Genomic DNA, 12,899 nt, shown 5'->3' on the forward strand with positions numbered 1-12,899 from the left:
AGAGGGTGAGTGAACATGAAGCCTTGTCCTGAAGAAATCATCGGGTATATGCATGATTATTTAGATGGAGATTTAAATAGAGAGAAAGAGGAAACGTTGAAACATCATTTGCAGGAATGCAGTGAGTGTCAGCACCACTTCCATGAGTTGAAAAAAGCGATTGCGTTTGTACAGAGCACATCTCACATCAGTGCTTCTACAGACTTTACGGATAAAGTCATGTCAAGATTACCGAAAGAGAAGAAGAAGGTGGGTGTAAAGAGATGGTTCCGCCACCACCCGCTACTCACGGCTGCTGCACTATTCCTGTTCTTCATGACCGGGAGCTTCCTCACTTCCTGGAATGATGATCAGGCTTTCTCTTTTACTAAAAATGCTAAATTAGTCGTTCAGGATCATACGGTTGTCGTACCTGAAGGTGAAGTCGTAAATGGAGATCTGACGGTTCGAAACGGCGATGTGAAAATAGAAGGAAAAGTAACAGGGAATGTCACGGTCATCAATGGAAAGCAGTACTTGGCTTCTGCAGGGAGCGTGACGGGAGAAATCCATGAAATCGATGAGGCATTCGAGTGGCTTTGGTACCAGATCAAAAAAGGGGCTAAAGACACGTTAGATTGGGGAAATTCGCAACTTGAAGAAAAGTAGGATAAAATAGAGGGGATGGAATGTAAGGTCCGTCCCTAAAGGGCTGACACTTTTGTTTTTGTGTCAGTTTTTTCATGCAAAAACGTGAGTTCATGAATAGAAAAGAAAGAATCATGAAGCCGTGGGTGTCTTTCATTTGACAGTGAAAAAATGTGCTATAATGGGAACGTTACGAAAATGGAGAAGCCACACATGGCGGCTTACGCTTTCGATTAAGCTATTGGAGGATGTAATATGCCGTTTATCAATATTTTTTCGGATTACTCCGCGCTGGATTATGTCTCTGATATTGTAGATATACTCGTAGTATGGTTTGTAATCTATAAACTGATCATGCTGATAAAAGGAACGAAAGCAGTACAATTATTAAAAGGTATTTTTGTCATTATCATTGTGAGAGGTCTTAGTAGTATCTTCGGATTGGATACTCTGGGTTGGATGATGGAACAAGCCCTTACATGGGGGTTCCTGGCGATTATCATCATTTTCCAGCCTGAGCTCCGCAGGGCCCTTGAACAGCTCGGAAGGGGACGTTTATTCTCGAGGTCCGGACTTCAGGAAGAAGAAGAGCAGGAGCAGATGATTGAATCAATGACGAAGGCCGTAAGTTATATGGCAAAGCGTCGAATCGGTGCCCTCCTTACCCTTGAGCGGGAAACAGGAATGAGTGATTATATTGAAACAGGTATTCCACTGGATGCCAAGATTACGTCTCAATTGCTGATCAATATCTTTATCCCTAATACACCTCTTCATGATGGAGCTGTTATCATTCAAAAAAATCAAATTGCTGCAGCGGCGTGTTATCTTCCATTATCGGAAAGCCCTTTTATTTCGAAAGAATTGGGCACAAGACACCGGGCGGCACTTGGCGTCAGTGAAGTAACAGATAGTATTACAATTGTTGTATCAGAAGAAACGGGAGCTATCTCCATTACGAAAAATGGAGAGTTACATCGCGACCTCTCTTTGGAGCGCTTCAGGGAAATTCTTACGGTAGAGCTCATCGGCGATAAGACGAATGCTTCCTCAACGAAATGGAGCTTTAGGGGGAAGAAAGATAATGGATAAATTCATGGAAAGTCGTTGGTTCATGCGAATTGTCGGACTGATGTTAGCATTCATTCTCTATCTATCCGTTAACTTTGATGAAATACAGAAGACGGCTAGCAATAATAACGGCAACTCTCAAAATGCGATTGAAACGATCCAGGACGTCCCGCTTGAAGTTTTCTATGATCGTGAGAATTTAGAAGTAAGCGGCTTGCCTGATACGGTGAATGTAACGGTGGAAGGATCCAGGGCGATCGTACAACAGGCTAAACAAGTGAAGGATTTCAGAGTCTACGTGGACCTGAATGATATCGGAATCGGTGAGCATCAGGTTGAAATTCAGATTGATAATATTTCCGAAAAACTTGATGTCAAACTCGATCCGGACTTTGTCAATATATCGGTTCAAGAAAAGGTCACAGAAGAATTTACAGTTGAACCTCAATTCAATGAAAGTATTTTATCCAATGGGTATGAAGCAGAAGGTCTTGCTGTGGATCCAAAAACAGTGAAAGTGACGGGCTCAAAGGATGAAGTAGAACAAATTGCATATGTCATTGCAACTCTTGATTTAGATGAAGAAATCAATGAAAATGTGACAAGGGAAGCCCGGGTACAAGTACTTGACCGTGAGTATAACAAATTAGATGTCCAAATTGATCCGGAAGTGGTCGAGGTGACCGTTTCGGTTGCGAACCCGAGTAAAAGTGTACCTGTCACCATAAAACAAAATGGGAGCCTTCCTGATGGCACAACCCTGGAGTCGATTTCCGTTGAACCTGACGAGGCAACGATTTTTGGCAGACAGGAAGTATTGGATACAGTGGAAGAATTGCTGGCAGAGATTGATCTATCGAAGATTACGAAGGACTCAACCATTGCGGTACCACTTGCCTTGCAAGATGGTTTAAATAAAGTGGCCCCTGAGGAAGTAAAGGTGAATATCGATGTCAATACAACCGAAGAAAAGAGCCTTTCAGGACTTGAAATTACACCACAGGGATTAGCTGAAGAATATGAGTATACCATCATGTCTCCTGAAGAGGGTCTGGTAGACGTAGCGTTGAAAGGTGAGAATGCACAAGTGAGCAAAGTGACGAAAGATGATTTCTCACTGGCTCTTGATCTTTCAGGGCTCGAACCAGGCGAGCATGAGGTGGAAATAGTGGCAGAAGGGCCCGAGGATATTGAATGGACCCTGTCTCAGCAAACAGTAAAAGTAGAAATTAAAGAAAAGAACACATCAGCATAAGAGCTGTAAAAAGGAGAGAATGACAATGGGTAAGTATTTTGGAACGGATGGAGTAAGAGGTGTGGCGAATGCAGAGTTAACACCGGAATTAGCATTTAAGCTTGGTCGTTTTGGTGGTTATGTTCTAACAAAGGATGCTACGCGTCCCAAAATATTGATTGGAAGAGATACCCGGATTTCCGGACATATGCTGGAGGGGGCTCTTGTTGCGGGACTTCTATCAATTGGTGCAGAAGTGATGCGCTTGGGTGTTATTTCAACTCCAGGGGTTGCTTACTTAACGAAAGCTCTGGGAGCACAGGCTGGTGTCATGATTTCTGCTTCTCATAATCCGGTTGCAGATAACGGCATTAAATTCTTCGGACCGGATGGATTCAAGCTATCAGATGACCAGGAAAACGAAATTGAAGATCTATTAGATCAACCCGTTGACGGGCTACCTCGTCCGACCGGAGCTGATTTAGGACAAGTCAGTGACTATTTTGAAGGTGGACAAAAATATCTGCAGTATTTAAAACAGTCAGTAGATGAAGATTTCGATGGCTTACATATTGCGTTAGACTGTGCACATGGGGCAACTTCTGCTCTTGCTACTCATCTGTTTGCTGACTTGGATGCTGATATCTCTACGATGGGCGCATCACCAAACGGATTAAACATTAATGAAGGTGTAGGATCTACCCACCCTGAAGCACTTGCTGAAATGGTGAAGGAGAAAGGTGCAGATTTAGGACTTGCCTTTGATGGAGATGGAGATCGGATCATCGCGATCGACGAGCATGGGCAGATTGTGGACGGAGATCAGATCATGTACATCTGCGGTAAATACTTAAAGTCCCAAGGTCAATTAAAACAGTCTACAGTCGTTTCTACTGTCATGAGTAATCTCGGCTTCCATAAAGGGCTTGAAGAGCACGGTATCCAAAGCATTCAAACGGCGGTTGGCGATCGCTATGTAGTGGAAGAAATGAAGAAAAATGGCTATACTCTGGGCGGTGAGCAATCAGGCCACATCATCTTCCTGGATTACAATACAACAGGTGACGGTCTGTTAACGGGTATCCAACTCGTAAACATTATGAAAATGACCGGTAAATCATTATCTGAACTGGCGGGAGAAATGCAAAAGTTCCCTCAAAAGCTTGTGAATGTAAGAGTGACAGACAAGCATCATGTAACAGATAACGAAACCGTCAAAAAAGTGATCGAAAAAGTTGAAGAAGAAATGAACGGAAATGGTCGTATCCTTGTTCGTCCTTCTGGAACTGAGCCGTTAGTACGTGTAATGGCAGAAGCGCCTACAGAAGAACTTTGTGAGCGTTATGTAAATGAAATCGTACAAGTTGTTGACGAAGAAATGGGTTTAAATGAATAGTTGATTTTTTGTGCATAAGGGGTCAACAGATGCCCCTTATGCATATTTAATAAGAAGAGTCCTTTTAAACGGGGGCTTAAGTTTCCCCAATGATGTCCTAAGAGAGAAGCTTTGTTACCACTTGGTTTATCACTGCTCTGTTGCGGGAACATGACAATGGGGTAACAACTTCTTGTACTGATCAGATTTTTATTGACTAAGGGAAACCTGCTAGTGTATGATGATTTTGTTTTCGTTTTTCAAATTAAATGGAAATGAGTCAAGAAGGAAAGGTGGATAGTGAGTCATCATCTTTATAAAGCGCCAGGGCTAAACGATGGATACGACAAGAATCGTTTAGTTGACGAGGTGGAGGTTTATCGAGCATTCGGCGGATGCCTCCCGGTTCGCATGTGTCACCGAACCGAAAGTTTCTTCCTTAAATCGTTGAGGCAACTTAATGGACAAAGGGAAGAAAAAAGCGACCAATGTAAATACTAATGACAAACAGAGATAAGGGGGCAAGTTGTCCCCAAAAGAGTTCTTGCCCCCTTGCATGTTCAGGGAGGATATATTAATTATGTGTGGAATTGTTGGATATATTGGAAATTCAGATACAAAGGAAATTCTTTTAAAAGGTCTTGAAAAGCTTGAGTATCGCGGTTATGACTCTGCAGGTATCGCTGTTCAAAACGATGAAGGCATCCATGTGTTTAAAGAAAAAGGGCGTATTGCCGATCTTCGCGGAATCGTGGATGAGAACGTATCAAGCAACACTGGAATCGGTCATACACGCTGGGCTACCCACGGTGTACCGAGCAAGTTGAATGCTCACCCTCATCAAAGCAATTCAGGACGCTTCACGATCGTTCATAACGGAGTAATCGAAAACTACTCTCAATTAAAACGTGAATATTTAACAGACGTAACGTTCAAGAGTGATACGGATACGGAAGTCATCGTTCAGTTGATCGAGAAGATTGTTGAAGAAGGAAACACGGTAGAGGAAGCTTTCCGTCAAACGTTAATGCTTCTTAAAGGTTCCTATGCCATTGCCCTTTTAGATTCTGAAAACGATGAAACGATCTATGTAGCGAAAAACAAAAGTCCACTTCTTGTCGGTCTTGGAGAAGACTTCAACGTTGTAGCAAGTGATGCTATGGCGATGATTCAAGTAACGGATCAATACGTTGAGCTTATGGATAAAGAAATGGTCATCGTAACAAAAGAGAAGATTGAAATTCAAAACCTTATCGGTGAAGTAATGGAACGTGCTCCTTACACCGCTGAAATCGATGCGAGTGATATTGAAAAAGGAACATACCCACACTACATGCTGAAAGAAATTGACGAGCAGCCACTAGTGATGCGTAAAATCATTCAGGCGTACCAAAATGAGAGCAACGAGCTTCACATCGATGAACCAATTGTCGGCGCGATGAAAGAAGCGGACCGTGTCTACATCATTGCATGTGGAACGAGTTACCACGCTGGTCTTGTTGGAAAGCAGTTCATCGAGAAGAGTGCAGGAATCCCTGTGGAAGTTCATGTAGCGAGCGAATTCAGCTACAATATGCCTTTGCTTTCTGAGAAACCATTGTTCATCTTTATTTCTCAAAGTGGTGAAACGGCAGACAGTCGTGCCGTACTTGTTCAAGTCAAAGAGCTTGGACATAAATCATTAACGATCACAAACGTAGCGGGTTCTACACTGTCCCGTGAAGCGGATTACACATTGCTTCTTCATGCAGGTCCTGAAATCGCTGTTGCTTCCACCAAAGCGTACACGGCTCAGCTTGCTGTCCTTGCTATCCTTGCACACGTTTCCGGTCAGGCATGTGGAAACAACCAGGACTTTGACCTTGTTCAAGAGCTTGGTATCGTAGCTACTGCAATGGAAGCACTTTGCGACACGAAAGAAGAATTTGAAGATATCGCACGCGAATATCTATCAACGACTCGCAACTGTTTCTTCATCGGTCGTTCACTGGACTTCTATGTTGGTCTTGAGGGCGCATTGAAGCTGAAGGAGATCTCTTACATCCAGGCAGAAGGATTTGCGGGAGGAGAGCTTAAACACGGTACAATCGCTCTGATTGAAGAAGGTACACCGATCGTTGCACTTGCAACTCAAGAAGAAGTAAACTTAGGCATCAGAGGAAATGTGAAAGAGGTAGTCGCTCGTGGAGCAAACCCTTGTATCATTTCTATGAAAGGCTTAGAAGACGAAGAAGATCGCTTCGTCATCCCGGAGGTTAACCCATTGTTAACACCTCTTATCTCTGTCATCCCATTACAACTGATTTCTTACTATGCTGCCCTGCACCGCGATTGTGATGTAGATAAGCCTCGTAACCTGGCAAAGTCAGTTACGGTTGAGTAAGGATCAAATAGATGAAAACCGGTTGGTCTCTATGAGCCAATCGGTTTTTTACTATGATCAATCCTCAGTTCTTATAATCTCCTGTATGGGGGATAAAAACATTCACTTTCACTTCAAGAGAATCCTTTGTAAGGTCATTGATAGTGGAAACATCCCATCTTTTATTATGAAAACGGTACGTGGTCCGTGTTAAATTATAGATATCAATCTTTTTCTCAAGCCCTTTTTCATACGTTTTTATAATTTGTTTTTTTATTTTTTTCTCCAAGTGTTTTTCAATCGTTTTGACCTCTAATCCCTCAACATTTTGATCTAACGTACTTTCAACATCGATCTCAACACTGTATACCGGCTTATCTTTTCCTTTCAGCCTGATTTTCGCTTTAGGTTTAACAATTTGAACACTCACTTTTAATTTTTTCAGGGGGACATATATTTTATTGGTTTCCGGGTTGAACCATTTCAGCCCTTCCAAATCACCTTTCGTAAACTTTCCTTTATACTTTTCTTCAGAGAATAAATATAATCCATCGATCACCGTTAATTTCTTTTCTTTGTCTTCCTGCCAATTTTCTTTATTGATATAAATAGAAGGAATGTAGGAAGCACCGACAGGCTCATAAAAATCACCTATGAAATCATGAAATGGGACAACAGGAAGAAAGGAATTTTCCTTCATTACTGTTAACGGTCTATGTAGTACGGAATAAAGAGGAGGTTGCCCAAAGAAACTTTCTGCTGCAAAGATATCTTGCATACTTTCTTTTGTTCCATACGTCCACGTTGTGTAGCGTAAAAAAGAATTTCTTCCCATGAAATCCAGAATCGTGTTTAACCATTTTTCCATCGCTTTCTCACTTATAACAAGCGTATTGATTTGTCCGTAATGAAGAGGGACAGCCGTTGTTTGCTCTATATCATTAAACGCTTCTTCTATTGAGGAGCCTTTACCCCTGCCAATCAGGATGGGCGCTGCTGTAGGCTCACCTCCTTCTTTCTTGGCAATATTCGAAAAGCTGAGTGCCTGGAAGTAGACGATGATCTGCTCATCTTCTACATCAAACCCGATTGAAGTGATATAAGCTTGATCCTGGATTTCCTTGGAACCTAAACAGCCCGTGAGTAGTAAACAACACAGAACCAGTAGGTGCAATGGAATGACTGATCGTCTTACCATTTTAAGACTCCTTCCGATCTTGGTCGGTTGGTGAATACCCCAAGTTCCGTTTCTTTGTGAGTGAGCTCGGCAACTTGATATACCCTTTAAAGTAATCACCCATTGTAGGCTTTGCAAAGATGGTCAGGAATGGTTGTCCGAAGCTTTCTGTACTGACGAGAGCAATCAGGAAGATAAACCCGCATAGAAAGAACCCGTATAAGCCTAATAAAGAGGAGACGAATAAGTTTGTAAACCGTAAAATCAGAATATTTCCCGTTAAGCTTTGATTCATTAGTGTATAACTTGAAATGATGGTAATCGCCGCAACAACCAGCATGGTGGGGGAGGTGAATCCTCCTCTGATGGCAGCATCCCCTACAATGAGTCCACCCAACACGGCAACCGTCTGACCGACTGCTTTCGGAAGGCGTACACCTGCTTCCTTGAACAATTCAAATAGGATGAGCATAAGAGTCAATTCCATCCCGGTTGAAAGAGGGAGTCCCGTTCTGGACACTGTGATTGTCGCTAGTAAAGGGTAAGGGATTTGCTCCAGCTGATGAGTCGTAATCGCAACCCAGAAGCCAGGTAGAAAAATGGTCGTTGCGAAGGCGATGAACCTCAATATCCTTTCAATACTCACGTAGAAGAAGCTGGTGTGGGCATCTTCCGGTGAGTTCAGCATCAATCCCAAGTTGGCAGGACCTATTAAGCAAGTCGGGTTGCCATCTACAAGAATGGCGAATCTCCCCTGGTTTAAAGACTCCACTACATAATCGGGTCTCCCCACGTATTGAGCTAATGGAACGATAGAGAACGTATTATCGTATAAATACTCTTCTAATTCGTAACTGCTGACAATAACATCAGTATCTATGGATTTCAATCGGCTTTTTACGTCCTTAAGAATGTCAGGATTCATGATATCGTCTATATATAGAAGCATAACATCTGTTTGACTCCGTCTCCCGATGGACATTTTGAGGCTCTTTAATGAGCTGGTCTTTAACCGATGCCTGATGAGGGCCATATTATCACCAATGTCTTCAACGAATCCGTCACGGGGGCCTCTAATTGAAACTTCTGTGTTGGATTCTTCCGGTGAACGTTTGGCGAGCTTGCTGGCAGAGAAAAAGAGCACAGTGTGATCATGAGGAGTCACGATCATGATATCCCCAGAAAAAATCCTCTGTTCAGCTTGTCTCTGAATATCGATGCCTTTATCAGGAGTTGAAACATTAATGAAATCGGAAAATTGGTCTGCCTCCAGTGAACCATCGAAATGGAGAAGCTTTTGAACTTCAGGGATGATCCATTTGTACAAGGTATTTTGATCAGCCATATTAGGGGAATAGACATAAATCAACTCAATATCATTTCCGTCCCTCAGAACTTTTTTTTCGGAAACCAAAATATCCGAGCTATCTTTAAAAGGTAGTAAATCAATGGCTTTTCCATGGTTCTCTTTCATGATTTCTTCCCTCCTATCTTTACTAATATCCCCAATACACCGATGCATAGAACTAATAGAACAAGACTATAGGGTAAAAAATAGGTATACAAAAAAGTAAAAAAGGAAGCTTCATTCCAGGGTATAAGAGCTCCTAGAAATAATACCCCATATAAGATCAGAATTTTAAGGAACCGTTTATTTTCAGTGGTAAATAAAAGTTTTTCAGTGATGTATACACTGATGCTGATCCGTACAAATGCCCCGGACAGCCATTGAAGGATGGATAGGGAATCTAAACGGGTTATATACTCTCCAAGAGTCAATAATCGCCACTGTTCATAGGCTGGATTCTTCATCTTCATTGATTCTTCTATCCCAAACTCGGAAATCGCCCCGGTAACTGGTCCCAGCGTAAGAAATGCAAGTAGAATACCCAGACCAATCAGCCATTTCATTTTGATTTCCCCCGTCACGACGAATGGGACCAGAAACAAAAAAACGGCGAGTTCAAAAATCCCGGCACCTACATAAATCATTCCAAATAATGCATCCGACATTCCATTTTCGAAAATAGGGAAGAGTCGGGAGTAGTCTTTATTCTTCATGTTACCTGAAGCCACAAAAAAACCTAAAAAGGTGACAACAGGGAGACAGATAAAAGCAATCATCCCAATGGTCCTGACCCCTTTGTACGTCCCGTAAAGGGTGGTGACCGTAATACTGGTCAAGATAACCCAGAAAGGGACTTCGAAAGTATAATTCGTCAGGCTCCAGTTCGCCGTGTAATTAAGAGTGACAAAGGCACTCCCCATAAAATAGAGGCTTAATAAATAACCGATCATATTCGAGATTTTTTTACCGAAATGAGTGCGAATGAATTGGATGGGATCTTGATTTCCAAGCTTTTTATAAATGTAATACAATAAAAAAATCCAAAGGAAAAGTGGAGGTACGGATAATAATACACTTATCCATGAATCCCGTTTCCCGGCACCTAAAAGACTGGGAAGAATGAGTACATGTACCATCAATCCGGATGAAAGAATAATGATTGAGAAGATATGAATGAGATAGATCGATCGTTTATTCATAGAATTTATCACCATTTCGTAGTTTGCCATTTGGGGTGGGAATTATGCACAGAAGAGGTAGTTCGATAGGTAAGTGGTGAGAAAAGAGGAATGCCCAAGCACTTTCCTTTACCCAACTACCCATAACCCTTATAATCATACAAATAGATTCATGTTCTCTTCGTGCACCAGCGAATATAGAGTAACCTGCTGCTTTCACAGTCCAGGTTACTTTTTTATTGGGAAGGGTACGATAATAGAGAGTGAAAAACGGTGTGAAAGTAAGGGTATGATGATAAATGAAACAGTTACATAGACAGAATGTTTGGCTCGGAAGGTTCCTTGCTTCAGACCCGGGCCGGAAGAGATTTCAGCAGGCAGGTAAGGCAACGATCAGTTTAATATCGGCTGTGTTTACGATGCTATTTTTATTAAAACTTTTCGATCACACAGCGATTACGCCAGCCATTGTGTCAGGTATGGTGGGGATGCTCGGGATTTTCGTCGTCATGGATGACACAACGGCTAAAAAGAAGGTCACTACCCCATTGATTGGTGTGGCTGTAGCGGTTGGAATCACATTGGGCTCTGCCTTTGCCCATTTTAGCCTCCTGGTGAATATCCTGCTGGTGGGAGCGATATTCAGTGCTTTTTATTTCTCCCGATTTGCCATCCGGTATTTTTCCATGGGAATGGCAGGGTTTATGTCGATTTATATTTCGTCAATTTTGCAGCTTGATGTGGCGCATCTATCATGGTTCTATATTGGGATTGTGATTGGTGTAGTGTACGCTTTTCTATATAACTTCATTATATTTAAAGGCTCGGTTCATGTATTAAGAAGGAGTATGCGTTCATTTCATATTCAATCCAATTTGACGTTTACGATTTTAATGAAGATGATCGAGGATCCCGACACGAGTAGTAAGCGGAGAAAGCTTCTCTATCGAAATGTTCGAAGGCTGAATGAGTATGCAAGAATCGTAGCCGGTGATATCAATGAGAACGATTTGAAGAAGCTTTGGCCTGGTATCGAGCCTTCGCAATTGCGTCTCTATGTTTTTGATACCGAGATGTTGATTCAGACGCTGACCGATTCTTTAAAACGGCTCAAGGAGTTGGATGCCTTGGAGGTTAAGGAGCTTAGACGATTGTTGGTCTGGGTTCTTCGTTCGCTCCGTGATGCCGAGGTACTGGCCCAGGATTATGATCCCCGTTCTCTTGAAGAAGCGGAAAAAGCCATCCAGGCCCTTCGACTTCTGTTATCAGAGATGTTGAATCAAGAAGAAAAACCTAAAGGCTGGGTGTACCTTCTAAGGCGTATCGAGTCCATTGCCAATCATGTACTGGAAGCAGCCATTACGATTCAAGAATCGTTGAAGGTTTCAGAAAGCAAGGTAATTGAAATTGAGAATAAGGTTGAGTCTTCGGACGAGGAAAAAGAGGATAAGACTGAAGAAGAGACCAAGAGTTTAAAGCCTTCCACACGTAAGGCGATTCAAGCGCTTGTTGCAGGTACGTTAGCGATTATCGTTGGGGAGCTGATTGCTCCTGCACAGCCCTACTGGGTACTGTTAACGACCTTTATTATTCAAATTGGTACAGAGTCAGTAGGAAGAACCTATATTAAGGCCTTCCAGCGATCGGTAGGAACGGTGATCGGTGCCATACTTGGATTCGGAGCGGCAAAGCTCGTTTCAGGAAATTCTGAGCTTGAAGTTTTTCTTCTGTTTGTCGTTCTGTTCCTGGCCTTCTATCTTTTCACGGTTTCGTATACCCTCATGAGCTTGTTCATTACGATGCTCATTGCGTTTATGTATGACCTGCTGCTGGGAGGAATCAGCATGCAGCTGATGGGGGCGCGGGTCATTGATACCATTGCAGGAGCGCTGATTGCCCTGACTGTCTCGGCGTTTGTATTTCCAAAGAAAACGAAGGACAAGGTGGCAGACGCTTTTGATGATTTTCTTGAAGAACTTGGAGGATATGTTTCTTCCTATATTAAGACCTTTACGAATAGTGAAGGCAAACCATTAACAGATCAAGCCTTTGATCTCGATCAGAAACTTCAGGGTATAAAGGATGAAGCACAGTCGCTTCTGCAACGACCCGGTTCCATGACAAGATCGGGTATCGGCCGTTGGATCACTGTGTTGACAGCCACCAACTATTACGCGAAGCATCTGCTGGCTTCATCACATAGAAAAGTACCGGCAAAGGTTTCGGATGAACTAAATAACGTTTTTCATCAGACAGAAGAGAAAATCACTCATAACATCGAAACGTTACGTGAGCTGCTAAAAGAAAATGAGGGTGCACGGGTCTTTTGGAGTTTAAGTGAGGAACGGGAAAAGATCGAAACCCTGGCACCAAGCAGATTGAAGTCACAGATGGATCTGATTCATCACCTCTACTATGTGTGGAAAATCAATCAATCGATTGTGGCACTTGGAGAGGAATTGGGTGCAGAGGTGAAAGAAATAAAAACAGAAGGGTAAAGCGGAAAATCGCTTTACCCTTCTGTTAT

9 protein-coding genes are annotated in these 12,899 nt (G+C 42.5%); 6 read left to right on the top strand and 3 right to left on the bottom strand.

All coding sequences use genetic code 11. The features are described 5' to 3' along the window. Positions 1–15 precede the first annotated feature (15 nt). From ACCB35_RS01020 to glmS, 5 genes are all read left to right on the top strand, one after another. Entirely contained in the window at positions 16–648 is a 633-nt protein-coding gene (locus tag ACCB35_RS01020; RefSeq protein ID WP_374055408.1) for an anti-sigma factor, read from the top strand. Positions 649–882: 234 nt separating this feature from the next. After that, positions 883–1,719: a diadenylate cyclase CdaA gene (gene cdaA / locus ACCB35_RS01025; RefSeq protein WP_044340375.1), complete on the top strand. Its 837-nt coding sequence runs from the start codon at positions 883–885 to the stop codon at positions 1,717–1,719. Continuing rightward, a complete protein-coding gene (locus tag ACCB35_RS01030) occupies positions 1,712–2,953 on the top strand; it encodes a YbbR-like domain-containing protein (protein WP_374055409.1) in 1,242 nt (413 codons plus the stop codon). The genes cdaA and ACCB35_RS01030 overlap by 8 nt, the downstream gene beginning before the upstream one ends. A gap of 25 nt (positions 2,954–2,978) precedes the next feature. Continuing rightward, positions 2,979–4,328, top strand: a complete 1,350-nt coding sequence (gene glmM / locus ACCB35_RS01035; RefSeq protein WP_374055410.1) for a phosphoglucosamine mutase — start codon at positions 2,979–2,981, stop codon at positions 4,326–4,328. A gap of 559 nt (positions 4,329–4,887) precedes the next feature. Next, positions 4,888–6,690: a glutamine--fructose-6-phosphate transaminase (isomerizing) gene (gene glmS / locus ACCB35_RS01040; protein ID WP_374055411.1), complete on the top strand. Its 1,803-nt coding sequence runs from the start codon at positions 4,888–4,890 to the stop codon at positions 6,688–6,690. Between the two features lie 64 nt (positions 6,691–6,754). Here the strand turns inward: glmS and ACCB35_RS01045 are convergent, their stop codons facing one another. Genes ACCB35_RS01045 through ACCB35_RS01055 form a run of 3 tightly spaced genes read right to left on the bottom strand, consistent with a single transcriptional unit; the run spans position 6,755 to position 10,393 of the window. Then, on the bottom strand, positions 6,755–7,867 hold the full coding sequence (locus tag ACCB35_RS01045) for a Ger(x)C family spore germination protein (protein WP_374055412.1): 1,113 nt from the start codon (positions 7,865–7,867) through the stop codon (positions 6,755–6,757). A gap of 1 nt (position 7,868) precedes the next feature. Continuing rightward, the gene (locus ACCB35_RS01050; protein ID WP_374055413.1) at positions 7,869–9,320 is read right to left on the bottom strand and encodes a spore germination protein; all 1,452 of its coding nucleotides are present in this window, start codon (positions 9,318–9,320) and stop codon (positions 7,869–7,871) included. Next, on the bottom strand, positions 9,317–10,393 hold the full coding sequence (locus tag ACCB35_RS01055) for an endospore germination permease (protein WP_374055414.1): 1,077 nt from the start codon (positions 10,391–10,393) through the stop codon (positions 9,317–9,319). The genes ACCB35_RS01050 and ACCB35_RS01055 overlap by 4 nt, the downstream gene beginning before the upstream one ends. Before the next feature lie 278 nt (positions 10,394–10,671). On the opposite strand from ACCB35_RS01055, the gene ACCB35_RS01060 reads away from it, so the two are divergent. Continuing rightward, a complete protein-coding gene (locus tag ACCB35_RS01060; RefSeq protein WP_374055415.1) occupies positions 10,672–12,870 on the top strand; it encodes an FUSC family protein in 2,199 nt (732 codons plus the stop codon). Positions 12,871–12,899 lie beyond the last annotated feature (29 nt).

The sequence above is a fragment of the Rossellomorea sp. FM04394 genome (assembly GCF_041889765.1).
GTDB classification, from domain to species: domain Bacteria; phylum Bacillota; class Bacilli; order Bacillales; family Bacillaceae_B; genus Rossellomorea; species Rossellomorea aquimaris_B.

Coding starts and splice junctions, on each gene's coding strand:
- cdaA (WP_044340375.1), top strand. CDS start 883: ATGCCGTTTATCAATATTTTTTCGGATTACTCCGCGCTGGATTATGTC.
- glmM (WP_374055410.1), top strand. CDS start 2,979: ATGGGTAAGTATTTTGGAACGGATGGAGTAAGAGGTGTGGCGAATGCA.
- ACCB35_RS01030 (WP_374055409.1), top strand. CDS start 1,712: ATGGATAAATTCATGGAAAGTCGTTGGTTCATGCGAATTGTCGGACTG.
- ACCB35_RS01060 (WP_374055415.1), top strand. CDS start 10,672: ATGAAACAGTTACATAGACAGAATGTTTGGCTCGGAAGGTTCCTTGCT.
- ACCB35_RS01020 (WP_374055408.1), top strand. CDS start 16: ATGAAGCCTTGTCCTGAAGAAATCATCGGGTATATGCATGATTATTTA.
- ACCB35_RS01045 (WP_374055412.1), bottom strand. CDS start 7,867: ATGGTAAGACGATCAGTCATTCCATTGCACCTACTGGTTCTGTGTTGT.
- ACCB35_RS01050 (WP_374055413.1), bottom strand. CDS start 9,320: ATGAAAGAGAACCATGGAAAAGCCATTGATTTACTACCTTTTAAAGAT.
- ACCB35_RS01055 (WP_374055414.1), bottom strand. CDS start 10,393: ATGAATAAACGATCGATCTATCTCATTCATATCTTCTCAATCATTATT.
- glmS (WP_374055411.1), top strand. CDS start 4,888: ATGTGTGGAATTGTTGGATATATTGGAAATTCAGATACAAAGGAAATT.